The 26,242-nt window shown below is 56.9% G+C and carries 25 protein-coding genes and 1 pseudogene; 10 read left to right on the forward strand and 16 right to left on the reverse strand.

From position 1 onward, the window contains the following. Positions 1-7: 7 nt before the first annotated feature. Together JLG71_RS14720 and JLG71_RS14725 are read right to left on the reverse strand one after the other, a co-directional pair. Positions 8-778: an alpha/beta fold hydrolase gene (locus JLG71_RS14720; RefSeq protein WP_025107890.1), complete on the reverse strand. Its 771-nt coding sequence runs from the start codon at positions 776-778 to the stop codon at positions 8-10. 71 nt (positions 779-849) lie between these two features. Beyond that, a complete protein-coding gene (locus JLG71_RS14725; protein ID WP_004850604.1) occupies positions 850-1,023 on the reverse strand; it encodes a GhoT/OrtT family toxin in 174 nt (57 codons plus the stop codon). A 197-nt stretch (positions 1,024-1,220) separates the two neighbouring features. On the opposite strand from JLG71_RS14725, the gene yncL reads away from it, so the two are divergent. Then, positions 1,221-1,313, forward strand: a complete 93-nt coding sequence (gene yncL, locus JLG71_RS14730; RefSeq protein WP_004101822.1) for a stress response membrane protein YncL — start codon at positions 1,221-1,223, stop codon at positions 1,311-1,313. Positions 1,314-1,365: 52 nt separating this feature from the next. Here yncL and JLG71_RS14735 read toward each other — a convergent pair whose 3' ends face one another. Beyond that, positions 1,366-1,650 carry a hypothetical protein gene (locus JLG71_RS14735; protein ID WP_014229236.1) on the reverse strand — a complete coding sequence of 95 codons (285 nt, stop codon included), beginning with the start codon at positions 1,648-1,650 and terminating at the stop codon, positions 1,366-1,368. A gap of 559 nt (positions 1,651-2,209) precedes the next feature. Between JLG71_RS14735 and JLG71_RS14740 the strand changes: the two genes are divergently transcribed. Further along, positions 2,210-2,332, forward strand: coding sequence for a small membrane protein (locus tag JLG71_RS14740; RefSeq protein WP_139153617.1), 123 nt, complete (start codon positions 2,210-2,212; stop codon positions 2,330-2,332). 357 nt (positions 2,333-2,689) lie between these two features. On the opposite strand, the gene patD is transcribed toward JLG71_RS14740, so the two are convergent. The 6 genes from patD to JLG71_RS14770 all read right to left on the reverse strand — a co-directional run bounded on the left by patD (position 2,690) and on the right by JLG71_RS14770 (position 9,898). Continuing rightward, the gene (gene patD, locus JLG71_RS14745; RefSeq protein ID WP_116280056.1) at positions 2,690-4,117 is read right to left on the reverse strand and encodes an aminobutyraldehyde dehydrogenase; all 1,428 of its coding nucleotides are present in this window, start codon (positions 4,115-4,117) and stop codon (positions 2,690-2,692) included. 22 nt (positions 4,118-4,139) lie between these two features. Then, on the reverse strand, positions 4,140-4,946 hold the full coding sequence (locus JLG71_RS14750) for an ABC transporter permease (RefSeq protein ID WP_004850598.1): 807 nt from the start codon (positions 4,944-4,946) through the stop codon (positions 4,140-4,142). After that, entirely contained in the window at positions 4,936-5,865 is a 930-nt protein-coding gene (locus tag JLG71_RS14755) for an ABC transporter permease (RefSeq protein WP_042945096.1), read from the reverse strand. Before JLG71_RS14755 ends, JLG71_RS14750 begins: the two co-directional genes overlap by 11 nt. Before the next feature lies 1 nt (position 5,866). Then, the gene (locus tag JLG71_RS14760; protein WP_049084272.1) at positions 5,867-6,877 is read right to left on the reverse strand and encodes an ABC transporter ATP-binding protein; all 1,011 of its coding nucleotides are present in this window, start codon (positions 6,875-6,877) and stop codon (positions 5,867-5,869) included. A gap of 19 nt (positions 6,878-6,896) precedes the next feature. Further along, positions 6,897-8,042 (reverse strand): putative ABC transporter substrate-binding protein YdcS, encoded by a 1,146-nt coding sequence (gene ydcS, locus JLG71_RS14765; RefSeq protein WP_200913548.1) that lies wholly within the window; start codon positions 8,040-8,042, stop codon positions 6,897-6,899. A 443-nt stretch (positions 8,043-8,485) separates the two neighbouring features. Beyond that, entirely contained in the window at positions 8,486-9,898 is a 1,413-nt protein-coding gene (locus JLG71_RS14770; RefSeq protein WP_004850592.1) for an aminotransferase-like domain-containing protein, read from the reverse strand. Positions 9,899-10,683: 785 nt separating this feature from the next. Between JLG71_RS14770 and JLG71_RS14775 the strand changes: the two genes are divergently transcribed. From JLG71_RS14775 to JLG71_RS14790, 4 genes are all read left to right on the forward strand, one after another. Continuing rightward, on the forward strand, positions 10,684-12,081 hold the full coding sequence (locus JLG71_RS14775; protein WP_014229228.1) for a cytochrome ubiquinol oxidase subunit I: 1,398 nt from the start codon (positions 10,684-10,686) through the stop codon (positions 12,079-12,081). Next, positions 12,081-13,091 carry a cytochrome d ubiquinol oxidase subunit II gene (cydB, locus tag JLG71_RS14780; protein WP_116280053.1) on the forward strand — a complete coding sequence of 337 codons (1,011 nt, stop codon included), beginning with the start codon at positions 12,081-12,083 and terminating at the stop codon, positions 13,089-13,091. Before JLG71_RS14775 ends, cydB begins: the two co-directional genes overlap by 1 nt. Continuing rightward, the gene (locus tag JLG71_RS14785; RefSeq protein ID WP_004850587.1) at positions 13,091-13,216 is read left to right on the forward strand and encodes a DUF2474 domain-containing protein; all 126 of its coding nucleotides are present in this window, start codon (positions 13,091-13,093) and stop codon (positions 13,214-13,216) included. Before cydB ends, JLG71_RS14785 begins: the two co-directional genes overlap by 1 nt. Positions 13,217-13,385: 169 nt before the next feature. Next, positions 13,386-13,619, forward strand: coding sequence for a DUF2554 family protein (locus JLG71_RS14790; protein ID WP_004850586.1), 234 nt, complete (start codon positions 13,386-13,388; stop codon positions 13,617-13,619). Between the two features lie 11 nt (positions 13,620-13,630). Here JLG71_RS14790 and JLG71_RS14795 read toward each other — a convergent pair whose 3' ends face one another. Both JLG71_RS14795 and JLG71_RS14800 read right to left on the reverse strand, forming a co-directional pair. Then, positions 13,631-15,595, reverse strand: coding sequence for a peptidase U32 family protein (locus JLG71_RS14795; RefSeq protein WP_032693487.1), 1,965 nt, complete (start codon positions 15,593-15,595; stop codon positions 13,631-13,633). A gap of 166 nt (positions 15,596-15,761) precedes the next feature. Beyond that, positions 15,762-16,374, reverse strand: a pseudogene (locus JLG71_RS14800) (helix-turn-helix domain-containing protein). 178 nt (positions 16,375-16,552) lie between these two features. Between JLG71_RS14800 and JLG71_RS14805 the strand changes: the two are divergent. After that, a complete protein-coding gene (locus JLG71_RS14805; RefSeq protein WP_154904411.1) occupies positions 16,553-17,719 on the forward strand; it encodes a benzoate/H(+) symporter BenE family transporter in 1,167 nt (388 codons plus the stop codon). Here JLG71_RS14805 and JLG71_RS14810 read toward each other — a convergent pair. Then, the gene (locus tag JLG71_RS14810) at positions 17,699-18,565 is read right to left on the reverse strand and encodes an AraC family transcriptional regulator (RefSeq protein ID WP_049084358.1); all 867 of its coding nucleotides are present in this window, start codon (positions 18,563-18,565) and stop codon (positions 17,699-17,701) included. The two genes, JLG71_RS14805 and JLG71_RS14810, sit on opposite strands and share 21 nt — an antisense overlap. A gap of 182 nt (positions 18,566-18,747) precedes the next feature. Between JLG71_RS14810 and JLG71_RS14815 the strand changes: the two genes are divergently transcribed. Continuing rightward, positions 18,748-19,665, forward strand: coding sequence for a DMT family transporter (locus JLG71_RS14815; protein ID WP_014838374.1), 918 nt, complete (start codon positions 18,748-18,750; stop codon positions 19,663-19,665). A 75-nt stretch (positions 19,666-19,740) separates the two neighbouring features. On the opposite strand, the gene JLG71_RS14820 is transcribed toward JLG71_RS14815, so the two are convergent. Both JLG71_RS14820 and JLG71_RS14825 read right to left on the reverse strand, forming a co-directional pair. Continuing rightward, positions 19,741-20,409: a DUF3313 domain-containing protein gene (locus JLG71_RS14820; protein ID WP_200913550.1), complete on the reverse strand. Its 669-nt coding sequence runs from the start codon at positions 20,407-20,409 to the stop codon at positions 19,741-19,743. 139 nt (positions 20,410-20,548) lie between these two features. Beyond that, on the reverse strand, positions 20,549-22,141 hold the full coding sequence (locus JLG71_RS14825) for an ABC transporter substrate-binding protein (RefSeq protein WP_025107900.1): 1,593 nt from the start codon (positions 22,139-22,141) through the stop codon (positions 20,549-20,551). 113 nt (positions 22,142-22,254) lie between these two features. Here JLG71_RS14825 and pepT point away from each other — a divergent pair, with 113 nt between their 5' ends. Continuing rightward, positions 22,255-23,484, forward strand: a complete 1,230-nt coding sequence (gene pepT / locus JLG71_RS14830) for a peptidase T (RefSeq protein ID WP_025107901.1) — start codon at positions 22,255-22,257, stop codon at positions 23,482-23,484. Here pepT and tehB read toward each other — a convergent pair. Both tehB and tehA read right to left on the reverse strand, forming a co-directional pair. After that, positions 23,481-24,077, reverse strand: a complete 597-nt coding sequence (gene tehB / locus JLG71_RS14835) for a tellurite resistance methyltransferase TehB (RefSeq protein ID WP_014229216.1) — start codon at positions 24,075-24,077, stop codon at positions 23,481-23,483. The two genes, pepT and tehB, sit on opposite strands and share 4 nt — an antisense overlap. A 2-nt stretch (positions 24,078-24,079) precedes the next feature. Beyond that, positions 24,080-25,078: a dicarboxylate transporter/tellurite-resistance protein TehA gene (gene tehA, locus JLG71_RS14840; RefSeq protein WP_046877284.1), complete on the reverse strand. Its 999-nt coding sequence runs from the start codon at positions 25,076-25,078 to the stop codon at positions 24,080-24,082. Between the two features lie 110 nt (positions 25,079-25,188). Between tehA and ydcK the strand changes: the two genes are divergently transcribed. After that, a complete protein-coding gene (gene ydcK, locus JLG71_RS14845; RefSeq protein ID WP_025107903.1) occupies positions 25,189-26,169 on the forward strand; it encodes a YdcK family protein in 981 nt (326 codons plus the stop codon). Positions 26,170-26,242: the final 73 nt, after the last annotated feature.

The raw sequence follows: 26,242 nt of genomic DNA on the forward strand, positions 1-26,242 counted from the left end.
TCACGAATCAGGCTTCTGCCTCTATGGTGGAGTAAAAATCGGCCAGCGTACGGGCCAGCGCCGATGGGTTTTCCCACGCCATTGAGTGCCCGGCCTGGGGTATCACCAGCAGCGGGATCCCGGCGGCTTCGCTATCCGTCGCTTCCCGGGCCGGTAGCGAATCTTCACCGTATATCAGAGCCTTAGGACAGGATAAGTGGATAAAGCGGCTAAACCAGGAGGGATTAACGCCCTTCACCAGGCTGGTCGCGCCGCGCCATACCGCCCAGGGGGCGCTGTTTTGCAGACAGCCGGCCCAAGGCGAAGCGTCGGCGGACAGCATGTCGGCGTAGCCGCGAGCAATAAAGCGTTCTTCAGTTTGTTCGGCGATACGTCTGCTGTACATGCCGCCCCCGGGATAGAGATTAGGCTCGGCCACCAGCAGCGCCCGCACCCGTCCGGCGAGCCGCTCGGCCGCTTCAATCGCGACGCTGCCCCCCATGCTGTGGCCATAAAGATAGCAGCGCTCAAGCCCTAAGCGGTCCAGCAGCTCAACCACCACCCCGGCCTGATCGCCAATACGGTAGCCGAAGGACTCGGGTTTATCGCTGTAGCCGAAACCGGGTAAATCGACAAGAATCATTCGCCGCCCGGCCAGCGCCGGGTCGGCGGCAACGCGCGGATAGTCATAGGTCGAGGCGCAGCCCAGGCCGTGGATAAAAACAACAGGGTCGCCGCGACCGGGCAGGTCGAGCCAGCGCACTATAGCGCCAGCCTGTGAAGAGTAAAAACTAAGCATCGAAAAGGCTCCGTGAGTGATGACTGTTTTTTTATACAGTCATAACCAAGAGTGAGCCATCGATTTTTCCTTCAAAACAGGGAGACCAGCAGCGCCATGGGAAAACTGAACGGCCATGTCGCACCAATCAACAGCGCCGCCAGCAGGCGGATCCAGCGGCTCTCTTTCGTTAAGAACCAGCTGATTACCGCGCAGATGAAGCCCATAACTCCGTAAAAAATCAGCATTTTCTGGTATAACGTCATTTTTCTTCTTCCTTCCCTGACTGGCATTTTCGCCGACCGCGATGCCTTTTCGCACCCCCAGAGTGCGTCAGAGATTATGGTATTTTAAAACAGGTAACAGGGTTAATTTCAGAAAAACGCCCGATTCGTCTTTGTCCGATAGCGCAAACTTTGAGCTCGTACTATAAATGTAGAGGCTTATTTATAAAGGTGGCGTTATGGATGTTTCCAGCAAAACCGTCCTTCTGATAAATGTCGGCGCGGCACTTGCGCTTATCGGCCTGTTATCCGTTCGTTTTGGTTGGTTTTAGCGATTTTACTCAGCAATGAAACCTAAAAAAGCAGCCCGTGAAGGCTGCTTTTTTACGATTTGAAAGACCCCGGCTCCGCAGCAGACAGGGTCTTTTGCGCGGTAATCAGCTTCTGGACGTCGGGATTCCAGGCCGGCAAAAGATCGACTTTTTCACTATCCCATGCGGCCGCCATGCAGACCGGTTCCGCGACGCCCTGCTCTTCACAGCCCATAATCTGTTTGGCCGGAAAATTCCCGTAAAGCATCGCCGTGGCGCAGGCCACAAAAAGGAAACACGCTATTTTTTTCAAAACAATATCAACTTCGAAGCAACAAATTGCGCCGAATGTTCGCATGAGCGGCTATAGAAAGTCAAACCTGCGTCCTTTCTCTTATCCACGTCCTGGATATGCGTAATATTTAACATAAATATTACAATTACGCAGAATCTAAAGATTATCGCGCGCGAATAAATTTCACCGGATTTATATTGCCGATCGCAGGCATAATAATTTCATCTGCCGATATCAATAACATGATTATTAATAGGGTTAATGCCGGGCCTTAATATCATCCCGGCACGACCACCTACGCTTAACGGTACAGTGAAAAACAAAGGCGCTTTTCATACCGGTGGGGAATTGTTTACTGTTCTTTATACTCGCCTGGACGCGATGCCGGTATGCGATCATCATTATTAGCAGGTTCCAGGGCAGCCAGGATTGCAGTAGAATGAATCCATAATTAGAAATAATCTATATATCAGTAGATTACAACGAAAGCAAACAGCCAGACATCCCCGCCCGGTTTTAAATGATAAGAAATATCATTTGCGTTATTTAGCACAAAATCATACATTCATAATCACAAGTTATGCGAAGCTTGTTTTTTACTCATTTATTTTTGAGGTGGTACATGTCAGGAATCGCCCTTCTCATTGTGGCGCTTATTTTACTCATTGCTGCAATTTATAATCTTTTTTCCTATGTTCGCGAACGTCGCCAGGCGAGTTTACCGAGCAAAAAAACAAAACGTTAGTCTGATAATCATTTTCGAAAAACCAGATGACCAGATACGTAATAAATTGATGACGCTACGATATCAGGCGCACTCGCAGTAACAAACCCGCAGCGACCGTACAACAAAAAGCCCCTGCATATCATGCAGGGGCTTACGAATCATTATCAATCGTTGCAGTGTCCCGTTAAGGGTGCATCCTGCACCCTGGGGGGGTACCAGCCCCATCCGGCGCTTATCTCCGGCACTCATCATGGCTTAGCTCTTGAAGGGGCATGAGAATATTCTCATAAACCAGCGCTTCCGTTTTAGCTTTTTTTGCTATGACTAACTATTAGCAGGGTAATCTGTCCGCTTCGCGATTATCACCAACGCGTCCTATCCGTGCTTAATCATGACGTGCCGGATCGTGGTGTAATCTTCCAGACCGTACATCGACATATCCTTGCCGTAGCCCGAAAGCTTCTGCCCGCCGTGCGGCATTTCGCTCACCAGCATGAAATGGGTGTTAACCCAGGTGCAGCCATACTGCAGACGCGCGCTCAGGCGATGCGCCCTGCCGACGTCCCTGGTCCAGACCGACGAAGCCAGACCATACTGCGAATCGTTGGCCCAGCTCAGCGCCTGATCTTCGTCATGAAATGAGGTAATACTGACCACCGGGCCGAAGACCTCGCGCTGGACAATCGCATCTTCCTGCTTCGCTCCCGCCAGCAGCGTCGGCTGATAGTAGTAACCGTTGCCTGGCCCTTTGCTGCCGCCGGTGACCACCTGAATATGCGCTAGCGCGCGGGCGGCATCGACGGCGGCGCAGACTCTGTCCAGATGCGCCTGCGAGCTCAGCGGCCCCAGCTCGGTCGTTTCGTCTTCCGGCGGGCCCATCTTCAGGCTGGCGACCGCGGCGCCGAGTTTTTCCACCAGCTGGTCATAAATTCCGGCCTGGGCGTAAATCCGGCAGGCGGCGGTACAGTCCTGGCCGGCGTTATAGAACCCAAAGGTCCGTACGCCCTCCACCACCGCGTCGATATCCGCGTCATCAAAGACGATAACCGGCGCTTTCCCGCCCAGTTCCATATGCGTACGTTTAATCGACGATGCGGTATGGCCGATGATATGCGCGCCGGTGGCGATCGAACCGGTCAACGACACCATGCGGACTTTCGCGTGAGCGGTCAGCGGATCGCCGACCGTGGCGCCGCGGCCAAACAGCACGTTAAGCACCCCGGCGGGGAAAACGTCTTTTGCCAGCTCACCCAGCTTGAGTGCCGTTAAAGGGGTGATCTCCGAGGGTTTGATCACCACGCAGTTGCCTGCCGCCAGCGCCGGGGCCAGCTTCCATGCCGCCATCATCAGCGGGTAGTTCCAGGGCGCGATGGAGGCCACCACGCCAACCGGGTCGCGGCGAATCATGGAGGTGTGGCCTTCGAGATACTCACCCGCCGCCATGCCCGGTAGACAGCGGGCCGCGCCGGCAAAGAAGCGGAAGACATCGGCGACCGCCGGTAGCTCATCGTTGACCACGCAGTGCAGCGGCTTACCGCAGTTGAGCGATTCAAGCTCAGCCAGCGCCTGCGCATGTTCAGTAATCACGTCCGCCAGCGATAGCAGGCATTCGGCGCGGAACTTCGGCGTGGTCTGACTCCAGCTAATAAAGGCCCGATCCGCGGCCTCAACCGCAGCGTCTACCTGCGCCGACGTGGCCTCAGCAATCGACAGGATCTCTTCACCGGTGGCGGGATTAAACACCGGCACGGTCTCGCCTTCTCCAGCCACTAACTTACCGTTAATTAAAAGGTTATTTTGCATAGCATTATCCTGTATCGATATTTTACTTTCCGTTTTCAGCGCTGACGTCGCCGTCACGGGTGAGCCACCAGGCCCCCAGAATCGGCATCATCGTCACCAGCATCACCAGCAGCGCAACCACGTTGGTCACCGGGACATCGCGCGGGCGTCCGAGCTGATTGAGCAGCCAGAGCGGCAGCGTGCGCTCGTGCCCGGCGGTGAACGTGGTGACGATAATTTCATCAAACGACAGGGCAAACGCCAGCATGCCTCCCGCCAGCAGCGCCGAGCCCAAATTGGGCAACACCACATAGCGAAAGGTTTGCCAGCCCGTGGCGCCTAAGTCCATCGACGCCTCCACCAGGCTCCAGGAGGTCCGGCGGAAGCGGGCAATAACGTTGTTAAACACCACAACGACGCAGAACGTCGCATGCCCCACGACGATCGTCAGCAATCCGGGTTCCAGATTGACGGCCTTGAAGGCAGTGAGCAGCGCCAGTCCGGTAATAATGCCGGGCAGTGCTATCGGCAACAGCAGCAGTAGCGAGACGGCGTTCTTGCCAAAAAACGTGCTGCGCCATAGCGCACCTGCAGCCAGCGTGCCAAGTAGCAGAGCGATAGCGGTGGAGAGCGCGGCAATTTTAAGTGACAACGTCACGGCATCGATAATATCCCCGCGCCCCGCCGCCTCGCTAAACCAGCGCAGCGTCAGGCCCTGTGGCGGAAAGCTGAAGGCGGCGTCTTCGGTATTAAACGCATAGAGCGCGATAATCAGCAGCGGGAAATGGAGAAAGATCACCCCGCCCCAGGTTGCCACTTTCAGGAGCAGCGGTGCGCGTTCAGAGTGCATCAAACGCTCCCAGACGTTTCACAAACGCCAGATAAAGGGCAATCAGCACGATAGGCACCAGGGTAAACGCCGCCGCCATGGGCATATTGCCAATCGCCCCCTGCTGGGAATAGACCATATTGCCGATAAAGAACCCCGGCGGCCCCACCAGCTGCGGCACGATAAAATCGCCGAGCGTCAGGGAGAAGGTAAAAATCGAGCCTGCGGCAATGCCGGGAATCGCCAGCGGCAGCACCACGTAGCGGAAGGTCTGGCGCGGACGAGCGCCCAGATCGGCGGAGGCCTGAAGCAATGATGGCGGCAGGCGTTCCAGCGCGGCCTGCACCGGCAGGATCATAAACGGCAGCCAGATATAGACGAACACCAGGAAGCGCCCCAGTCCGGACGTCGATAGCGTATTGCCGCCGACCGCCGGGATCGTCAGCACCATGCTCAGTACGCTTTCCAGGCCAAGATGGCGCAGGAACCACTGCGCAACGCCATCTTTCGCCAACAGCAGCGTCCATGCATAGGCTTTGACGATATAGCTTGCCCACATCGGCAGCATCACGGCGATGTAGAAAAACGCCTTCATCTTGCCCCGGGTATAGCGGGCCATGTACCAGGCCATAGGCAAGGCCAGAATCGCGCTGGCGACGGTCACCGACAGCGCCATCGTCAGGGTACGAATAATGATGTCGTAGTTCGCCGGGTTAAACAGCGCCTGCAGATTGGCCAGCGTCAGGTCGTGAGTGACCGACATGGTGAAATCGTCGAAGGTGTAAAAGCTTTGCCATAGCAGAGTCAGCAACGATCCCAGATAGACAATGCCAAACCACATGAGCGGGCCAAGCAGAAGCAAAAACAGGGCCAGCGAGGGTTTACGCCAGAACAGCGCGGATACGCGCCCGGTGGTGGCGGACGGAATCGCCATCGTCATATCAGCCTCCGCTCTCCAGCGGCACCATCGCCGCTCGCGACCACGAAGCCAGCACCGTTTGCCCCACCGGCGGCGCGTTTAGCGCGGCATGACCATCACTATTCGCCTGGCTCACCAACAGCTTCTCGCCGTTCGCCAGCTTGAGTTCGACGCGGGTCGCGGCCCCCTGATACTGCACCGCCTGCACGACGCCCTCCGTCTGGATCTCCCCGGCAACGTTCAGCCGGATATGTTCCGGGCGCAGCGACCACGTTCCCGCCATCGCGCACAGCTTGTGCGCCTGCTCGCTGCTGAATACGTTGGCGGTCCCGACAAAGCCGGCCACAAACGCCGTTTTAGGCCGCAAATAGAGGTCCTGGGGCGCATCAACCTGTTCGATTCGCCCATTATTAAACACCGCCACGCGATCGGACATCGACAGGGCTTCGCCCTGATCGTGGGTCACAAAAATAAAGGTAATGCCCAGCGCCTGCTGCAGTTTCTTTAGCTCCAGCTGCATCTGTTCACGCAGTTTTAAATCCAGCGCCCCGAGCGGCTCATCCAGCAGCAGGACGCGCGGCTGATTCACCAGCGCGCGGGCGATCGCCACCCGCTGGCGCTGGCCGCCGGAAAGCTGCGATGGCCTGCGCGCGTGGACAAACGCGAGCGCGACCTTCTCCAGCGCCTCCAGCGCGCGGGCATGCCGCGCTTTCTTACCGACGCCTTTGACCATCAGCCCGTAGGCGACGTTATCGAGGACCGACATATGAGGAAACAGCGCGTAATCCTGGAACACCGTATTCACGTCGCGCTGCCACGGCGGCAGTTCGCTGGTCGCTTTACCAAAAATGCGAATGGCGCCGCCCGAAAGCTGTTCAAACCCGGCAATCAGGCGCAGGCAGGTGGTTTTGCCGGAGCCGGAGGGCCCCAGCATGGAGAAAAATTCGCCATCGCGAATGGCGATGCTGACGCCGTCCACCGCCCGCACGTCGCCGTACAGCCGCGAAACATTATCGAACTCTACCGCGTGCATGTTCTTCGCCTCCGGCGACTTAACGACCGCCCATAATCGCAATGTAATCCTGGGTCCAGCGGCTATAGGGAACAAATTTCCCGCCTTCCGCTACCGGCGTTTTCCAGAACGCGATTTTGGCAAATTCGTTGTAACCATTGGTCTCGCAGCCTTTGCCCCCCAGCAGCGCGCTGGCTTTGCACCCCTCGGGTACCACCGGTAGCGAACCAAACCAGGCCGCGACATCCCCCTGCACTTTCGGCGTCAGCGACCAGTTCATCCATTTATAGGCGCAGACCGGGTGTTTCGCGTCGCTATGCAGCATGGTGGTATCCGCCCAGCCGGTGACGCCCTCTTTCGGGAAAACGGTCGCAATCGGCTGACCTTCCGCCTTCAGACCGTTGGCCTGATAGGGCCAGGCGCTGGAGGCCACGACGCCTTCGTTTTTAAAATCGCTCATCTGTACGGTGGTATCGTGCCAGTAGCGATGAATCAGGGCGTGCTGATCGCGCAGCACCTTGAGTACCGCCTGATAGTGCGCTTCGGTAAGCTGATAGGGATCACTGATGCCCAGCTGCGGCTGGGTGGCTTTGACGAACAGCGCGGCATCGGCAATATAAATCGGCCCGTCATAGGCCTGCACGCGGCCCAGGTTGGTTTTACCGTCCGGCAGGTTTTGTTTGACGAACACCACGCTCCAGCTGTCCGGCGGCGTCGGGAAGGTTTTCGTGTTGTACATTAGCAGGTTCGGCCCCCACTGGTAGGGAGTGCCGTAAACCTTACCGTTGACGTTGAACCACGCGCCATTTTCCACGCGCGGGTCGAGGGATTTCCAGTTAGCGATCAGCGCGGTGTCAATCGGCTGCACGCGCTTGCCCATAATCAGGCGCAGCGAGGCGTCGCCGGACGCGGTGACCAGGTCATAACCGCCTTTCGCCATCAGGCTGACCATCTCGTCGGACGTGGCGGCGGTTTTGACGTTGACCTGACAGCCGGATTCTTTTTCAAACTGGGTTACCCAGTCGTAGCTTTTATCGGTCTGTCCCCGTTCGATATATCCCGGCCAGGCGATAATATCGAGACGGCCTTCGCCTTTATCGAGAGATGTCGGCGGCTCGGCGGCCTGCGCCGTCAGGCAAACCATACCCAGCACGCAAAGGCTGCCACGGGCAATTTTTTTGCTCATCGGGTCTTACTCCTGTCACAAGAAAATGAGCGGCAGCCATGCCGTAAAAATATCTCCCTTAATAACAGTAGACGGCGCGCTATGGCCTCCCGGGGAAATTTATTCAGGTTGTGACAAGGGGCGCATTACGCACAAAACGTGCGACACGGGCTGACTTTGCGGATTATAGACAAGCGGTTAGCGAGTTAATATGACTATGCAAATTTCATATGGTTTACCGCGAAACAATAATAACGGGCATGATATTCAGCCTGCGTCAGCGGCATATTTTTAAGGAAAGTGATAACCGCTGGATATAAACAAAACCCCGGATAAATGAAAAAACCGTTTTCTCTGCCGCCGCGGTTTTTTGCCGGGTGGCGGCCGGACCGGTCAGGGATATTCTGCGCTTGCCCGGGCGCCAATAAGCTTCCCCTGCCCGGGCAAGCGGACCGCCATCCCAGCTACGCCAGCATCTCGCGAATCAGTTCGCCCAGCCGCTTAACCCCCTGCTCCTCTCTTTCGCCCCAGCCCCACGCGGTATTAAAGCGAAAAAATGCGGTCCAGCTGGCGGAGGTGGAAAACATTTTCCCCGGCGCAATGCTGATATTATACGCCAGCGCGCGGGCGCTCAGCTCCCCCGCGTCGCTCCCGGCGGGGAGCTCAAGCCAGAGAAAATAGCCGCTGTCGCTATGATGGATTTTCACCTCAGCGGGCAGATGGCGCAGCAGCGCCTGCCAGGCCAGCTGCTTGCGCTCGGCAAGCTGGCGGCGCAAACGCCGCAAATGGGCGTCATAGCGCTTGGTCGAGAGGTAATCCACCAGCGCCAGCTGCATGGGTGAACTGGTTGAGAGCGTGCTCATCAGCTGTAGCTGCTGAATGCGTCGGGCGTGCCTGCCCGCCGCCACCCAACCAATGCGGAACCCGGGCACCAGGCACTTGGAAAAAGAGCTGCAGTGCAGCGTCATATCGTCGCGATCCCAGTACTTTGCCGGCAGCGGTTTCTCGCGGCCGAAATAGAGCTCGCTGTAGACATCATCTTCAATCAGCATCACCTTGTAGCGCGCCAGCAGCGCGACCAGCTGCGTTTTTTTCTCCGCGCTGAGGGTAAAGCCGAGCGGATTTTGCCCGTTGGTCATCAGCCAGCAGGCTTTAACCGGGTAATTCTGCAACGCCTGCTCCAGCGCGTCGAGGTCAATGCCCTCTTTGACATCGGTCGCCACCGACAGCGCCTTCAGGCGCAGCCTCTCCAGCGCCTGCAGCGCCCCGTAGAAGCAGGGGTTTTCCACAACGACCCAATCGCCCGGTTCAGTAACGGCCTGCAGGCTAAGGTTCAACGCCTCCAGCGCTCCGGCGGTGATGACGATTTCATCCGGCGAGATATTCATTCCCTGCAGCGCGTAGCGGCGGGCAATGGCATGGCGGAGTTCATCATTCCCCGGCGGCAGGTTTTCAATCACGCTCATGGCGGTGGCGGTTTTGCTGACCTGCGCCAGAGAGCGGTTAAGCTGCGGCAGCGGAAACAGGCGCGGATCGGGAAAAGCGGAGGCAAAGGGCAGCATGGACGCCTGACGGCTGGCCTGCAGCACCTCGAAGATGTAGGTATTGATATCAACGGACTCATCGCGCGTCACCTGGGCGGGCGGCTCAGGCTGACGCTGTTTGATCGGCTGCGGCGCGACATAATAGCCGGACTGCGGGCGGGCAATGATCCGGCCCTGGCTTTCCAGCAGCTGGTAGGCGTGGCTGACGGTCATGAAACTCATCCCGCTGCTGACCACCTGTTCCCGCAGTGAGGGCAGCCGGTCGCCGGGTAACCACACCCCAAGGCCAATCTGTTCGGTAATCTGCTGCGCCAGCTGCTGGTACTTTTTCATATAACAATCCGCAAGAAAATGTCAGCACAATTGTATATCAGTTTATAAAATAGGCCAGTATTTATATACTGACCTATTTACAAAGATTGGCATTGGCGATAGCACGAATTACTTACAGCTAAGCCATTCGTTTATTGCTCATATATCCACCTGATGCAGAATAAACTCAGGTGATTAAACGATAAGCTATTATTTAAAATAGCATAACCATCCCACTAACAACCAGTATCCAGAAAAAAGTCATAATTAACAAAACAGTACATAAGCTACGAAGTCCATTAGTCGACACAATCACATCCTCTGTAAAATATAATCAATAAATACACTATCCAATAACAACCCATAAAATTACGGGTATGTATTAAACATATCCTTAACTCAGCGCTCAAATCAGGCTGAGTTAAAATCCCAGATTAAAACCCACAGCATACGAAACCAGCGTTAATGAAGGCATACGTGCGTGCAGTAAAAACAATCAATTATTTTATTGTAGGATTGATACACAATTTATGAATTATTCAGCACATCTATATTTATAATAGATATATAAATATTGCTTACCCAAAGGAACGTTTAAATGCTGACTTGCAGCGCTAACGTCTAATTAAAATAACATACTATCCGCGGGTGTGAAATAGCTTGATTTTAGAAAAAAAGGATTTATCACAAGATAACCGAAACTCAAATCCATAACTGTTATAGATAAAAACAGGGTTTCTGTTCCTGCTAACCGCCATGGTGGAGGCCTAGAATTGCGCTGAATCAATTTTATTGCGGAGTTCTGCATGTTCGGTCTTGATGCATTCCACCTGGCGCGGATCCAGTTCGCCTTCACCGTGTCATTTCATATCATCTTCCCCGCCATCACCATCGGGTTAGCCAGCTACCTGGCGGTTCTCGAAGGCTTATGGTTAAAAACGAAAAACCCGACCTGGCGCTCGCTCTACCACTTCTGGTCGAAAATCTTCGCCGTCAACTTCGGCATGGGAGTGGTCTCAGGTCTGGTCATGGCCTACCAGTTTGGTACCAACTGGAGCGGATTCTCCGAGTTTGCCGGGAGCATAACCGGCCCGCTGCTGACCTACGAAGTTCTGACCGCCTTCTTCCTTGAAGCAGGATTCCTCGGCGTCATGCTGTTCGGCTGGAACCGCGTCGGGCCAGGCCTGCACTTCTTCGCCACCTGCATGGTGGCGCTGGGGACGATAATCTCCACCTTCTGGATCCTCGCGTCCAATAGCTGGATGCAAACGCCGCAGGGGTTTGAGATCGTCAATGGCCAGGTGGTGCCGGTGGACTGGTTCGCGGTTATCTTTAACCCGTCGTTTCCCTACCGTCTGCTGCATATGTCGGTGGCGGCCTTTCTCAGCAGCGCGCTGTTCGTCGGCGCATCGGCAGCCTGGCACCTGCTGCGCGGCAACAACACGCCCGCCGTTCGCGCGATGTTCTCCATGGCGCTGTGGATGACGCTGATTGTCGCCCCGGTTCAGGCCATGATTGGCGATATGCACGGGCTGAATACGCTCAAGCACCAGCCGGCGAAAATCGCCGCTATCGAGGGTCACTGGGAGAATATCCCCGGAGAACCCACCCCGCTGCTGCTGTTCGGCTGGCCGGATATGCAGCAGGAACGGACGCGCTATGGTCTGGAAATCCCGGCCCTCGGCAGCCTGATCCTCACCCACAGCCTGGATAAACAGGTTCCCGCGCTGAAAGAGTTCGCGGCGGAAGATCGCCCTAACGCCACCATCGTGTTCTGGTCCTTCCGTCTGATGGCCGGCCTCGGCATGCTGATGATCCTGCTCGGCGCGCTGGCCCTGTGGCTGCGCTATCGCGGTCGCCTCTATCACTCCCGACCCTTTTTACGCTTTGCGCTATGGATGGGGCCATCGGGGCTTATCGCTATCCTCGCGGGCTGGGTGACCACCGAGGTGGGCCGCCAGCCGTGGGTCGTCTACGGCGTACAGCGTACCGCAGATGCCGTCTCCGCTCACGGCGACCTGCATATGTCCATCAGTCTGCTGACGTTTATCGTCGTCTACGCTTCGGTATTCGGCGTCGGTTATAGCTATATGCTGCGTCTGATTCGCAAAGGGCCGCAGGACGCTCAGCCGCCTGGCGCCGGTACGCCTGCCCGCCCGCTTTCCGCCGCAACGGACCATGTACAGCAGAAGGAGTCCTGGTAATGGGTATCGATTTATCGGTTATTTGGTTTGTCATCATCGTCTTCGCCACCCTGATGTATATCGTGATGGACGGCTTCGACCTGGGCATTGGCATTTTATTCAGTACCACGCGGGACGCGGCGGATCGCGACGTCATGGTGAACAGCGTCGCGCCGGTCTGGGATGGCAATGAGACCTGGCTGGTACTCGGCGGCGCGGGCCTGTTTGGCGCTTTTCCGCTAGCCTATGCGGTAATTATCGACGCGCTGGCGATCCCCCTTACCCTGATGCTGATCGGGCTTATTTTCCGCGGCGTCGCTTTTGAATTCCGCTTTAACGCGACGCCATCGCACCGCCCGTTCTGGGATCGCGCCTTTATGGGCGGTTCGATTCTGGCCACCTTCACCCAGGGGATGGTCGTCGGCGCGGTGATCAACGGCTTCGCGGTCAGCGGCCGCAGCTTCAGCGGCGGGATGTTTGACTGGTTTACGCCGTTTACCCTGTTCTGCGGCCTGGGACTGTGCATTGCGTATGCGCTGCTGGGCGCCAGCTGGCTGGTGATGAAGAGCGAGAATGCGCTCCACCGCAATATGCGCGTAACCGCGCGCGGTTTGCTGCTGGCGCTGCTGGCGGTAATTGTCGCCATCAGCATCTGGACCCCGCTGGCGCAGACGGCCGTCGCCGAGCGCTGGTTTAGCTTGCCAAATCTCTTCTTCCTGCTGCCGGTACCGCTGCTGGTCGCGGCGATAAGCGCCTGGCTGTGGCGAGCGCTGCGCAACAGCGCCAGCCACCTGCTGCCGTTTGTCCTCACGCTAGGGCTGATCTTTCTCGGCTTTAGCGGGCTGGGAATCAGTATCTGGCCGTATATTATTCCACCGGGCATCACCCTCTGGCAGGCCGCCGCGCCGCCGCAAAGCCAGGGCTTTATGCTGGTTGGTGCGCTGCTTATTCTGCCGGTGATCCTCGGCTACACCTTCTGGAGCTACTACGTTTTTCGCGGCAAAGTTCAACACGGCGAGGGGTATCATTGATGCAACGAGTATGGCTTAAGCGCACGTTATGGATGGTGGTCCTGTGGGGAGGCAGCGTGCTGGCGCTGGCGGCGGTAAGCATGGGATTTCGGCTGCTGATGACGGCCGCCGGGCTGAAGGCCTGATCCGCCCGTCACGTAATGTTATTCGGCCCGATGGCGACACCATCGGGCTTTTTTTCGCCATCCGTCAGGCGATGCTGACAAAGGCTTTTCGCTTCTTTGCCAACCGACGTAATAATCTCACCCAGCCCCTGGCATAGTAGCCCCATTCGCCGATAGCATGGAAAAAGAGATGTTCAGAAGAAGCGTTTCAACATTACTGCTGGCGTGCGCCCTGTTTTCCGGGCACGTGCTGGCCCGCCAGCACGGACACGATTTCTTCCCGGTACAGAGTCTCGAACAGCAGTTACAGCACGAAGCCGATAGCGACGAGCTGCGCAGCCAGGCGGAAGACGCCGCCTCCGACCTGCGCGAGCAGCACCACTGGCAGAATGCGCGGAAACCAAAAATGCATCACTACCAGTAGCGATTTCGTTATCAGGCGCCCTTGCGTTTCGGCAGGGTTTTCATCAGCTCATCGGGACTCACGGACGCCACGATGCTGCCCGGCAGCGGCATTTTCAGGATATGGTTTTTTATCTTGCCGACCACGTGCATTTCGCATGGGCGGCAGTCAAACTTCAGCGTCAGCACTTCATCGCCGTGGATCAGCTGCATTGGCGTCGCTTTCCAGCTTTTAATCGAACCTTTGGCCTGTTTCGGACACAGGTTGAAGGCAAAGCGCAGGCAGTGCTTGGTAATCATGACCGGCACGTCGCCCTTCTCTTCATGAGCTTCATAGGCGGCGTCGATCAGTTGGACGCCGTAACGTTGATAAAACTCGCGCGCTTTGTGGTTGTAGACGTTAGCCAGAAACGACAGATGCGTTTCCGGATAGACCGGCGGCGGCACCGAAACCGGCTTGCGGCTGCCGCGCACCACGGCCTTCAGACGCGCATCATCAAGCATTTCCGCCGTTTCACGGCGCAGCTGGTTCAGCAGACTGTTTGGCACGAACAGCGCGCCGGGCAGGTTAATCTCAACGTTGCGCGAATAGTAAAGGGTCTGGCCGAGCTTCGCCACGCCATCGCGCAGGTTCGCCAGCGCTTTCTCCGCCTGGGTCGCCTCGGCAAACTCGCCGTCCAGCGTGTGGGTGACGCTCACGCCCTCTTCGCTGGTCATCGTCAGGACCAGCTGCTCCTGCCAGCCGCTCAGTTCGATATCGACGGCGATGCGGCGCTCGCTGGAGGTTTTCAGCAGCGCCTGCTGCCAGTTATGATCGAGGTTGCGGTTTAACGGCTGGTGCGGACGCACTTTGTGTAAATCCGCGGGCATCTCGTTCGGCCATACGCGATAGCGATTTTCGCCGGTTTTCTCCACCGTGTTGGCGCGAAAGCCGACGATTTCACGTTTGATCATCACGTTCAGGCCGTCGCCGTTGGTCAGCGTTTCGCTCACCTCAACGTCGAGAAAGTCTTTACCGACTTTCAGGACTTCCCCCACCGGCAGACCAATAAACTTCGGCGAGTCAAACGCGCCAATATCGCCTTTGCGCGCGTTGACAAAATAGTCGGTGCTGCCGCGATGGAAGGTCTTATCCGTTGACGGAACAAAGAAGTGTTCGGTACGCCCCGCCGAGGCGCGGGCCAGGTCGCCGCGATCGTCAATGATGGCGTCGAGCATCTGGCGATAGTGCGCGGTGATGTTCTTCACATAGCTCATATCTTTGTAGCGGCCTTCAATTTTGAAGGAACGTACCCCGGCATCGATCAGCGCGGCCAGGTTGGCGGTCTGATCGTTGTCTTTCATCGACAGCAGGTGCTTTTCATACGCCACCACGCGGCCCTGGTCATCTTTCAGGGTATAGGGCAGACGGCAGGCCTGCGAGCAGTCGCCGCGGTTGGCGCTCCGCCCGGTCTGAGCATGGGAAATATTGCACTGGCCGGAATAGGCCACGCACAGCGCGCCGTGGATGAAGAACTCAATGGTCGCGTCGGTGTTATCGTAAATCGCTTTGATCTGCTGAAGATTCAGCTCGCGGGCGAGCACGATTTGGCTGAAGCCGACGTCGGAGAGAAATTTCGCTTTCTCAACGCTGCGGATATCGCACTGGGTGCTGGCGTGCAGCTCAATCGGCGGAATATCCAGCTCCATGACCCCCATATCCTGGACAATCAGCGCGTCCACGCCGGTTTCATACAGGTCGGTTATCAGGCGCTGCGCCGGCTCCAGCTCATCATCATGAAGAATGGTGTTCAGGGTCACGAACACTTTCGCGCCGTAGCGATGGGCAAACGGTACCAGACCGGCGATATCGCTCAGGCTGTTGCTGGCGTTGTGGCGCGCGCCAAAGCCCGGCCCGCCGATGTAGACCGCATCCGCGCCGTGTAAAATCGCTTCACGGGCGATCCCGGCATCGCGGGCAGGACTCAGTAGTTCAAGATGATGGTTTTGCAGGCGCATACGCTCGTCGTTATCCATTATAGGGGGTCGAAATGGCGGCTATTGTAGTCAGAACCTGGCGCAGACCAAAACATTTTCCATCGCCGCCGCGGAAGGAATTTTCAGTTTTTAGCAAAGCATTGAAGGAAAAGATATTTCCCAGAAAAAGTGCCTGAGGATAGAGTCATCACGTATTCCGGATTTTCCTCGTCACGTTGTGATTTGTTGTCTCAGTCATTTGCCTGGCCGCGAGTTTACTCGCGGCTTTTTTATTTCGGGTAGTGGATCAGCGAATGGAAATGGGCAGTCTGCGCGCCGCTATTGCGATAGGCGTGCGCTAAATCGCCGGCGAAACGCCGCCCTTCTCCGGACTGCAGCGATTGCCAGCTGTCCTGCAGGCAAAGATCCAGCACGCCGCTAATCACCACCACATGTTCGATAACCCCTTGCTCATGCGGCGTTGACTCACTCAGCGCGCCCGGGGCCAGGGTGATGGAGAAGTGATCGAAGCGCAGCACCGGGTCCCAAGGGAAAAGCGGCGTGACCACCATGGCCTGCTGCTGGGGATCAAACGCCGTCGGTTCACCGGCCTCATCGGCAACGATAAAGGCGGAAAACGGCACGTTAAGCCCGGTGGCGATTTTCCATAACGTCGCTACCGTCGGGCTGGATTCGTTGCGTTCAATCTGGCCCAGCATGGCCTTCGACACGCCGGTCTCTTCCGCCAGGCGCGACAGGCTCCAGCCGCGCTGCTGGCGCAGCGTTTTTAACGTTGCCGACAGGTGTTGCGCAATATCCATTCAACCTCCCAATAATATCTGAAGGAATTATACGCACATTCACCTGATTCTACAGGGAATTGACGTATAGCGCTCACCCGGGCTCCGCTATCCAGGTCTGGCGTTGCCGAAAAGCCAGTTGTGCGTTATAACGCACAATGCTACATTATACCGACCGTTATAACGCACAAGGCACCCCATGCGCTCTTTCACTCTCCCTTTTCCGAGTCTACTCGCCGGCTTCGTCGCCGTGCTGGTCGGCTATGCCAGCTCTGCCGCCATTATCTGGCAGGCAGCGGCGGCGGCAGGCGCCGATGCTGCGCAAATCGCTGGCTGGATGACCGCCTTAGGTCTGGGAATGGGCATCAGCACCCTGGCCCTCACCGTCTGGCGAAAGGTGCCCATCCTGACGGCCTGGTCAACGCCCGGCGCGGCGCTGCTGGTCAGCGGCCTGCAGGGGGTCACGCTCTCCCAGGCGGTTGGCGTCTTTATTTTTGCCAACGCCTTAATCGTGCTTTGCGGCATCACCGGCATATTTGCCCGGCTCATGAAGATTATTCCCCATTCGCTGGCGGCGGCGATGCTGGCCGGCATATTGCTGCGCTTTGGCATGCAGGCTTTCGCCAGCCTGCAGGCTAATCTGCTGTTATGCGGCAGTATGTTAGCCGTATGGTTACTGTGCAAAGCCTGGCTTCCCCGCTTCGCGGTTGTCGCCGCTCTGCTGACAGGAAGCGCGGTGGCCGGATTGAGCGGAGAAGTGACAATGTCACAAATAAGTTTCAGCATTGTCGCCCCTTCCTGGATCGCCCCTGAATTTACGCCAGCGCTGTTGATCAGCGTCGGTATACCATTTTTCCTCGTCACCATGGCGTCGCAAAACGCCCCCGGCTTCGCCACCCTCCAGGCCTCAGGCTATCGGGTCCCCGCTTCAACGCTTATTGTCGCCACCGGCGGCCTGGCGCTGCTGCTGTCGCCTTTCGGGGTCTACTCGATCTGCATCGCCGCCATTACGGCCGCGATTTGCCAGAGCCCGGAAGCCCATCCGGACCCGCAAAAACGCTGGCTCGCGGCGGCGGCGGCGGGCGTTTTTTATCTGCTGGCGGGGATATTTGGCGGCTCAATCACCTCGTTGATGTCGGCGCTGCCGATAGCGTGGGTCCAGATGCTTGCCGGGCTGGCGCTGCTCGGTACCATCGGCGGCAGCCTGTTTCAGGCATTGAATAATGAGAGTGAGCGCGATGCGGCGGTAGTAACGTTTCTGGTCACCGCCAGCGGCGTGACGCTGGCCGGTATCGGCTCAGCGTTTTGGGGGCTGGTTCTCGGCGGCGTCAGCTACGTTTTGCTGTCAACGCTGCGCCGCGCGTAGCTGCGAGGGCGTCATGCCGGTGGCGCTTTTCACCCGGTTGCTGAAGTGGCTGGCGCTGCTAAAACCGCAGGCCATGGCGATATCGGTTAACGGCAGCCGACTCTGGCTAATCAGCGACTGCGCTTTAACCATCCGGCGCTGCATAACGTACTGATGCGGCGCCATCTTCATCGACTGGCGAAACATCCGCGCAAAATGGTATTCGCTTAACGCCGCTTCCTGCGCCAGATCGGCAAGAGTGAGCGGCTGGTCGAGGTTCTCCTCAATCCATGCCAGCAGATTGCGCAAGACGTGCGGCGCCAGCCCGCCGGTCACCGTCGGTAAACGCCACTGAACGTTCGAATAGTGCTGAATCAGGTGAGTGAGCAGCAGCGTGCTGGCCGAACTCAACGTTAGCTGATTCGCCTGCTGCTGCCAGTCGTTGTCGAGGAGAAACTGGCGGTAGACGGCGGTGATTTTGTCATCGCTGGAAAACGTTTTCTCCTGCAGCGTGAACGAGGCCGGGCTGCGGTCCCAAATCTGCTCGCCTACCCGGCGCAGGTGCTCATCGGTGCAGTAAAGATGCACAAAAGAGAGATCGCCGCGGATATCCCAGGTGCTCTCATCGCCTTTCGGCATCAGGCAAAAACGATCCGGCCCGCCGCCGTTTTTCCAGCCGTGGGGCGTTTTTTGGTAGCTTTCGTAGCCATCGGCAATATAGAGGCTCAGGGTATGGTGGTCACTTTGTACCGTGATGGTATCAAGATTGTTATACCACGCCGCCAGTTGAATACCGGAGTTGAGGTTCACCGTCCCCCGCAGCACGGCATTTTTTTGACGCAATGTTTCGAAAGTCCCGTAAGCCATAGCCTTCACAGTTCAGATTCCGCAGATCGCTAGTCTAAGAAGAGTCGCCGGCAGATACCAGCATTCCCCCGCCGCTAATGAAAAATAAGCGCAAGAATTTGCAAGTCGGCGACAAGCTGATGACAGCGCCGAATTCGCCCGGGCCGCAAAATGACCGGTACAACACTCACAGGAGAGACATTTTGAACGCATTACTCTACGGGTTGGTCGTGGTTATCTGGGGCACCACCTGGATTGCTATCTTTTTGCAGCAGGGGCCGGTTGCCGCGCCGGTGTCTATTTTCTGGCGCTTCGCCGTCGCCAGCGTCGCGATGTTGACCATTCTGCTGGTTACCCGCCGCCTGCGCCCGCTGGCCGCGCGCGACCATCTCTTTTGCCTGCTACAGGGCTGCTGCGTTTTCTGCTTTAATTTCTGGTGTTTCTATACCGCCGCCGCGTATATCAATACCGGGCTGGAGTCGGTGATCTTCTCCATGGCGGTGTTGTTTAACGCCATCAATAGCTTTCTCTTCTATCGCCAGCAGCCTCCGGGCCGATTCTGGCTGGCCGCCGCGCTGGGGCTGGCGGGGATCGTGACGCTATTCTGGGATGATTTATGGGCCAGCGGCCTGAACGCCTCGCTCCTGCTGGGTATTGCCCTCAGCGCATTGGGCACCTATGGGTTTTCGCTCGGCAATATGCTCAGCATCCGCCACCAGCGCCGCGGTCTGGAGACGTTGACCACCAACAGCTGGGCCATGCTTTACGGCACCCTGGTCATGGGCGCGATCGCGCTGGTTCGCGGTGATAATTTCGCGCCGCAGTGGACCCTCAGCTATATGGGCGCGCTACTGTATCTCGCCGTGTTTGGCTCGGTGATTGCTTTTGGCGCCTATTTTACGCTGGTGGGGCGAATCGGCGCGGGTAAAGCGGCATACAGCACCCTGCTGTTTCCACTCGTCGCGCTGACCATTTCGACTTTTTATGAAGGTTACGTCTGGCACAGTAGCGCCGTGGCAGGACTGGCGCTGATCCTGGTCGGAAATCTGGTGATGTTCGCTCGCCCGGAGCAGTGGCTGCTGCGGCGCAGGCTGGCCTGGGTTCGCTCGGATCGCTGCTGACGCTCGCGCTGCCGTCGAGGAGAAATGAAAAAGGCGCTATCAACCACTAGCGCCTTTATTCACGGATACGCCTGATTAACGGTTATTGGGGTCGAATTTCACCGCGTCAATCGCCATATCATCAATGACCTGCTTCAGGGTCTCGACGGTGAGCAGCGTATTTTCGTTGGACAGGTTTTTACCTTCGCCCTTACGGACCACTTTGATAACCGGCTTTTTGGTCGCCGCATCAATCAGCTCCCCTTCAAAAAACAGGTTGGTGTCCATGGTACGGTGGCCCGTTGCCGCCTGCGTACCGGCGATAATCATCGCCACCGGAATCACTTCGTAGAACTGCAGCCCTTCTTTGCTGGAATCCACGCCGGTGATGGCGCCGCGGAAGATCAGGCTGCGCTTGCCCGGGGTGGTTGCCAGCGGTTTACGCTCGGAAATAGCCTGTTTCATCTCTTTATTGGTGTAATTCAGGATATCCCTGAGCGCCTTCTCGCCCACCTGGGTGGTGGGTTTTGGTACCGGGTAATAGGTGATCGGGTTATAGACGATATTGTCATAGTTGCTCGGATTGTAATCCGGCGAAATCCAGCGCAGTTCCGGTTTGCCGGACGCCGAGGTGGTTTCTTTTAAGTTAGAGTAATCTTTTAAAAATCCCGAATATTGTTCCGGCTTAGCGATTTTGGATGAGCAGCCGGCCAATGCTAACAGGCCAGCAAGCGCGGCGACTTTAAAAAATAACGGAGTACGCATATAGGTTAATCCCTGTGAATACCATTTATCGGCAAGAGTTATAGCAAATAACAGGGGTAAGTTTTGTGGCAAAAGCGGTGCTACGTCAAGTAGCTGGAAAAAATAAACCCGCCGTTACCGGCGGGCCGTGATTGGCTGTTTATCTGATATCAACCTGATAAAAAATATGCTTGCCAAAGGGGTCTATTTCGTAGCCTGACACGTTTTTACGCACCGGTTCAAATATTGTCGAGTGGGCAATCATGACTGCCGGCATCTGGTCATGCATCATCTGCTGCGCCTGGCGATAGAGCGCTTCGCGTTTTTGGCGATCGGTTATCGATTTTGCCTCGGCGATAATTTTATCAAACGGCTGATAGCACCATTTTGCCGAGTTTGACCCGCCGTTCGCCGACTGGCAGGTAAAGAGTGGGCCAAAGAAGTTATCCGGGTCGCCGGTCGCGGTCGTCCAGCCCATCAGCGCCGCCTGATGTTCGCCATCCTTCACCCGCTTTAAGTATTCACCCCACTCATAGGTTGTGATTTTCGTTTGCACGCCAATTTTCGCCCAGTCGGCCTGGATCATTTCGGCCATGCGTTTGGCGTTCGGGTTATAGGGTCGCTGCACCGGCATCGCCCACAGATCGATGGTAATTGGCCCCGCAACGCCCGATTCCGCCAGCAGCGCTTTGGCTTTCTGCGGGTCGTAGTCATAATCCTTCAGCTGGCTATCCGCGCTCCATACGCCCGGCGGCAGCAGGTTTTTCGCCGCCGTACCGGTACCGTGGAACACCGCTTCAATGATCGCCGGTTTATTGATCGCCATCGCCAGGGCCTGACGCACCTTAACGTTGTCCAGCGGCGCTTTTTGGGTGTTAAACGCCAGGAAACCGGTGTTAAGGCCCGCTTTGCTCATCAGGTTGATCGCGTTGTTCTCTTTCATTCGCGGCAGGTCGGCCGGATTGGGGAACGGCATCACCTGACACTCGTTTTTCTCCAGCTTGGCGTAGCGCACCGAGGCGTCCGGCGTGATACTAAAAATGAGACGATCGATATGCGCCTTCCCCTGCCAGTATTCCGGGAACGCGGTGAAAAGAATTCGGGAATCTTTTTGATATTGCGCGAGTTTGAAAGGTCCGGTACCAATCGGGTCCATATCCACGCGCTCTGGCGTGCCGGCTTTTAGCATCGCATCGGCATATTCCGCCGATAAAATAGAAGCGAAATACCAGGCAAGATCGGCCACAAAGGGCGCTTCGGGATGGGCCAGCGTGAAACGCACCGTATATTCATCAGGCTTATCAATCGCGGTAATTAACTGGCCAAATTCCAGGCTTTCAAAATTGGAGTAATTGCCGCTGGAGATATTATGATAAGGATGGTGAGGATCTTTTTGCCGCATAAACGAAAAAATAACGTCGTCGGCATTAAAATCGCGGCTGGGTTTAAAATATTTATTACTCTGGAATTTAACGCCTTTGCGTAAATGAAAAGTATAAACTTTCCCATCTTCGCTGACTTCCCAGCTTTCGGCGAGGCTCGGCACCAGTTCTGTGGTACCGGCTTTGAAATCGACCAGTCGGTTATAGACCGGCACCGCGCTGGCGTCCACGCTGGTCCCGGAGGTGTAGAGTTGCGGGTTAAAGTTTTCCGGCGATCCTTCTGAGCAGTAGACCAGCGTTTTTGCGCTAATGGCCGAGCTGGCCGTCAGGGCCGCTAACGCCAGAGCAAGCGTCGTGAATCTGCGTTGCATAGGTTTTCCTTTTTCATTTGTCAGCTAATGAATAGCTTGTTGTTTTCCCTTCCATACATAACACTAAAGCCTGATTGCAAACACCTGAAAACTCGAATAAAGAAGGAATCACTATGTCATCAGCCCTGGCCAGTCAATTAACCCAACGCTTCTTTCGCTACCTGGCGATAACCAGCCAAAGCGACCCGCGAGCCACGACGCTGCCTACCACCGCCGGGCAACACGCGATGGCGCAGGCCCTTGCGGATGAGCTACGCCTGCTGGGGCTGGATGAGATTGTGATTGACGAGCGCGCCACCGTCACGGCGGTGAAAAAGGGCAACGTCGCAGGCGCGCCGCGGATTGGCTTTATTACCCACATCGATACCGTTGACGTCGGTTTGTCGCCGGATATTCATCCACAAATTCTGCGTTTTACTGGTGAAGATCTCTGTTTGAACAGGGATAAAGATATCTGGCTGCGCGTTGCGGAACATCCGGAAATCCTCGCTTATCCCAATGAAGAGATTATTTTCAGCGACGGCACCAGCGTGCTCGGGGCGGATAACAAGTCCGCCGTTACGGTGGTGATGACGGTGCTGGAAAACCTGACGGCGGAACACCGCCACGGCGACATCGTGGTCGCGTTTGTGCCGGATGAAGAAGTGGGCCTGCGCGGCGCGAAGGCGCTGGATCTCGCGCGCTTTGCCGTCGATTTTGCCTGGACCATCGACTGCTGCGAGCTCGGCGAAATCGTCTATGAGAACTTTAACGCCGCCGCGGCGGAGATTCGCTTTACCGGCGTGACCGCTCACCCTATGTCGTCAAAGGGGGTGCTGGTGAACCCGCTGCTGATGGCCACGGATTACATGAGCCATTTCGATCGCCAGCAAACGCCGGAGCATACCGCCGGACGCGAGGGCTACGTTTGGTTCAACGGTATCCAGGGCGATCAGAACAGCACCCTGCTGCAGGCCAGCATTCGCGATTTCGACCTCGAAAGTTTTCATCGCCGTAAGCAGCAAATTAGCGAGGTGGCGCAGAAAATCGCCGCGCAGTATCCGACCGGAAAGGTGGAATTTCACATCAGCGATACCTATAGCAACATCAGCAATGCCATCGGCGAAGACCGCCGCGCCGTTGATCTGATGTTCGAAGCGATGGAAAGCTTAGGCATTACGCCGAAACCGACGCCGATGCGCGGCGGCACCGACGGCGCGGCCCTGTCGGCAAAAGGCGTATTAACGCCCAACTTCTTTACCGGCGCGCACAACTTCCACTCGAAATTTGAGTTTCTGCCGCTGCGCGCCTTTGAGGCCTCTTATCAGACCGCATTACAGCTCTGCCTGTTAGCGGCGCGTTAAGCCGGTTTGCGCGCCAGCATCGTGGCGAAACGCAGCTTAATCCGGTTCCCGCTGGCGTCGGTGCGGTGGAGTTCACCGACGTCTTCGTTATATTTGAGTAACGTCCAGCCTTCATAATTATTGCGCAGCTCTCCCGGTTTAAACGCGAACGGGAAGCCGACGCTGCACGGATAATCGTCGGTATCCATAGCCGCAACAATCAGATTGTAGCCGCCGGGTCTGGTGCAGCGCTGCATGTTAGCAATCAGACCCGGGATGGTCTTCGCGTCGAGGAACATCATCACCACGGTCGAAAGAATAAAGTCATACTCGCCGTCAAAGCTGAGGGCGTTAAGGTCCTTAATCGCCGTCCGCAGATTCTCCAGCCCTTCCGCCTGACGAATGCGCTCAAGATTTCCGATGCTGGCCGGATTTTTATCCCACGCGGTGACATCAAACCCGTTGGCCGCGAGGTAGAGGCTATTGCGCCCGTTGCCGCAGCCCAGATCCAGCGCCTTGCCCGGCGCGATCAGGGTGGCGGCGTGCAGCACCTCAGAGTGGGTGCGGGTCATCCCGTATTTATCGGTGAAGTAATTTTCGTCACGAAGCGTCATGGTTAATCCTTATTTTTTAATAATGTGTCGCGCTCAACGCGAATCAGCAGTTTACCGCGCATCAGCAGCAGGAAGGTACGAATCAGCAGCAGCCCGACGATCAGATTGGTGAAGAGAAACAGCGGGAGCGCGAGAGTATGGAAAAAGCCGTCCGGATGCTGATGACCGAGATGCAGGCCGGTGGTCGCCAGCGCGGAGATGCCGAACGAGAAGCTCCAGAACGAGGCGTTAAACGGCTGGCGCAGGTACCACGGCATCAGGCGCAGCATAAACAGCAGCTGCAGCAGACCATAGCCGAACAGCAGCTTAGCGAAGGTATCCGCCTCGCCGCCGTTCACGCTCAGCCAGGCGCTGCACGCCACCAGCGCCGGCGCCAGCTGAATGCCGAGGGCGGTGCGCATGGCCATCGGCAGTTCGCCGTCGCTGCGCAGGCGCTGCAGAATCACCGGTTCAAGGCTAAGCCAGGAGAATAAGCCGGCGCCAAGAAACACCAGACCGGCGTCGGTAAAGCCCAGCGCGCCGCAGGCCATGGCGCTGATAAAGTTATTCGCCACCGTCGGCAGATAGAGACCCGGGGTGGTCGCCTCATTGGGATGCTTCCCCCGCCATAGCCCGGCGCTCTGCCAGGCCGCATAGCTTAGCTGCAGCACTACGCCAATCGCGAATAACACCAGCGAGAGCGGCCGCAGCCAGGGAACAAAGCCGATGGCCACCAGCATGGTCGTCGCCGGAAACAGGCTGACAAAACTGCTGGCCACCGGATGGCGCATCTCCTGCAGTACGCTGTGCGGGAAACGGACCGCCCGGCTGATAAACGCCAGCGCCAGCAGCGCCCAGATGACCGTCGCCGTGACCACCAGACCGTCGCCGACGATCCGGCTCACCGGCCAGATCGTGCTGGCGTAGCGCCAGGCGAAGCCCATGCCGATAATGCCCAGAACCATACCAAAATAGCCCGCCGGGAGATTCAGCACCCGGCTTGTGCCCAGCTTTTTATTCATTTTGTTTAAATTTTCAATTTATCTTAAGTTGCATTCTAAAGGAACCTTCAAAAACGCGCTACGGCGTTTTTTGCTATGTTTATGTTAACCATACGTAATGAGAAAGGCAGATGCGCAAATATTACCTCAGCGAGAAGGTTCGCCAGTTTCACTATGACGCCGACGGAAACAAACATAGCGTCAATCTGCGGCAAATTGTCGCCTTACGCGATTTCGCTGACGTGAAGCGCGGCGATGAAGGCGGCTGGCTGGACAATGAAGCAGCCCTGAGCCACGAAGGCGAGTGCTGGATTTATGACCCGAATAGCGCGGTGTTTGCCGGTGCGAAAATCGAGGGCAATGCCCGCTTAACCGGCGAGTGCATTATCAGCCATGGCGCCATCGTCAGCGATAACGCGCGACTGGACAGCGTGCAGGCAAGCCACTGCGCGCGAATAAGTGACAACGTCACCGTTTCGCATTCGCAGATTCGGGGTTATTGTCACCTGGCCGACAATGCGCAGATCCTCCCCCACTCGCTTATTATCGCCGCCCAGGGTCTGACCGCCGACAGCGACAAAATCCTGCGCATTTATCAGCGGGCAACGGTCAGCGCTTCGCGCATCGTTCACCAGGCGCAAGTTTACGGCGACGCGTTTGTCGAACACGCGTTTGTTGAGCATCGGGCGGAAATCTTCGATTGCGCGCGGCTGGAGGGTAACGACGAAAACGACGTCTGGGTCTGCGATAACGCGCGAGTTTATGGCCACGCGAGGATTATCGCCGGGCGGGAAGAGGACGCCATCCCCACCCTGCGCTACAGCTCGCAGGTGGCGGAGCACGCGGTGGTCGAAGGCAACTGCCTGCTGAAGCATCGGGTGATGGTCGGCGGGCATGCGCACCTGCGCGGCGGGCCGATTCTGCTGGACGATAGCGTGTTAATTGAAGGGCATGCGGTGATTTGCGGCGATGTGGTGATTGAACATCAGGTGACGATCGGCGACAGGGCGCGAATTGAAGCCAGCGCGGGCGACGCCATTTCTATCAGAGGGGAGAAAGTGATAAACGGCGACGAACTTTTTACCCGCACGCCCATTGTCGGCTTTCTATAACCTTTGCTCCCGACCGCGTGGTTTATCAGCTTCAGGCCCCTGCGCGCTGTTCCCCGGGCTACATCTCAGCGCG

This window comes from Klebsiella michiganensis (assembly GCF_015139575.1).
In the GTDB taxonomy this organism is placed as follows: Bacteria; Pseudomonadota; Gammaproteobacteria; order Enterobacterales; family Enterobacteriaceae; genus Klebsiella; species Klebsiella michiganensis.

What these genes read in the sequence shown, in the direction of transcription:
- JLG71_RS14720 (WP_025107890.1), bottom strand. Translation starts at nt 778, where the DNA reads ATGCTTAGTTTTTACTCTTCACAGGCTGGCGCTATAGTGCGCTGGCTC.
- JLG71_RS14725 (WP_004850604.1), bottom strand. Translation starts at nt 1,023, where the DNA reads ATGACGTTATACCAGAAAATGCTGATTTTTTACGGAGTTATGGGCTTC.
- yncL (WP_004101822.1), top strand. Translation starts at nt 1,221, where the DNA reads ATGGATGTTTCCAGCAAAACCGTCCTTCTGATAAATGTCGGCGCGGCA.
- JLG71_RS14735 (WP_014229236.1), bottom strand. Translation starts at nt 1,650, where the DNA reads ATGCGAACATTCGGCGCAATTTGTTGCTTCGAAGTTGATATTGTTTTG.
- JLG71_RS14740 (WP_139153617.1), top strand. Translation starts at nt 2,210, where the DNA reads ATGTCAGGAATCGCCCTTCTCATTGTGGCGCTTATTTTACTCATTGCT.
- patD (WP_116280056.1), bottom strand. Translation starts at nt 4,117, where the DNA reads ATGCAAAATAACCTTTTAATTAACGGTAAGTTAGTGGCTGGAGAAGGC.
- JLG71_RS14750 (WP_004850598.1), bottom strand. Translation starts at nt 4,946, where the DNA reads ATGCACTCTGAACGCGCACCGCTGCTCCTGAAAGTGGCAACCTGGGGC.
- JLG71_RS14755 (WP_042945096.1), bottom strand. Translation starts at nt 5,865, where the DNA reads ATGACGATGGCGATTCCGTCCGCCACCACCGGGCGCGTATCCGCGCTG.
- JLG71_RS14760 (WP_049084272.1), bottom strand. Translation starts at nt 6,877, where the DNA reads ATGCACGCGGTAGAGTTCGATAATGTTTCGCGGCTGTACGGCGACGTG.
- ydcS (WP_200913548.1), bottom strand. Translation starts at nt 8,042, where the DNA reads ATGAGCAAAAAAATTGCCCGTGGCAGCCTTTGCGTGCTGGGTATGGTT.
- JLG71_RS14770 (WP_004850592.1), bottom strand. Translation starts at nt 9,898, where the DNA reads ATGAAAAAGTACCAGCAGCTGGCGCAGCAGATTACCGAACAGATTGGC.
- JLG71_RS14775 (WP_014229228.1), top strand. Translation starts at nt 10,684, where the DNA reads ATGTTCGGTCTTGATGCATTCCACCTGGCGCGGATCCAGTTCGCCTTC.
- cydB (WP_116280053.1), top strand. Translation starts at nt 12,081, where the DNA reads ATGGGTATCGATTTATCGGTTATTTGGTTTGTCATCATCGTCTTCGCC.
- JLG71_RS14785 (WP_004850587.1), top strand. Translation starts at nt 13,091, where the DNA reads ATGCAACGAGTATGGCTTAAGCGCACGTTATGGATGGTGGTCCTGTGG.
- JLG71_RS14790 (WP_004850586.1), top strand. Translation starts at nt 13,386, where the DNA reads ATGTTCAGAAGAAGCGTTTCAACATTACTGCTGGCGTGCGCCCTGTTT.
- JLG71_RS14795 (WP_032693487.1), bottom strand. Translation starts at nt 15,595, where the DNA reads ATGCGCCTGCAAAACCATCATCTTGAACTACTGAGTCCTGCCCGCGAT.
- JLG71_RS14805 (WP_154904411.1), top strand. Translation starts at nt 16,553, where the DNA reads ATGCGCTCTTTCACTCTCCCTTTTCCGAGTCTACTCGCCGGCTTCGTC.
- JLG71_RS14810 (WP_049084358.1), bottom strand. Translation starts at nt 18,565, where the DNA reads ATGGCTTACGGGACTTTCGAAACATTGCGTCAAAAAAATGCCGTGCTG.
- JLG71_RS14820 (WP_200913550.1), bottom strand. Translation starts at nt 20,409, where the DNA reads ATGCGTACTCCGTTATTTTTTAAAGTCGCCGCGCTTGCTGGCCTGTTA.
- JLG71_RS14825 (WP_025107900.1), bottom strand. Translation starts at nt 22,141, where the DNA reads ATGCAACGCAGATTCACGACGCTTGCTCTGGCGTTAGCGGCCCTGACG.
- pepT (WP_025107901.1), top strand. Translation starts at nt 22,255, where the DNA reads ATGTCATCAGCCCTGGCCAGTCAATTAACCCAACGCTTCTTTCGCTAC.
- tehB (WP_014229216.1), bottom strand. Translation starts at nt 24,077, where the DNA reads ATGACGCTTCGTGACGAAAATTACTTCACCGATAAATACGGGATGACC.
- tehA (WP_046877284.1), bottom strand. Translation starts at nt 25,078, where the DNA reads ATGAATAAAAAGCTGGGCACAAGCCGGGTGCTGAATCTCCCGGCGGGC.
- ydcK (WP_025107903.1), top strand. Translation starts at nt 25,189, where the DNA reads ATGCGCAAATATTACCTCAGCGAGAAGGTTCGCCAGTTTCACTATGAC.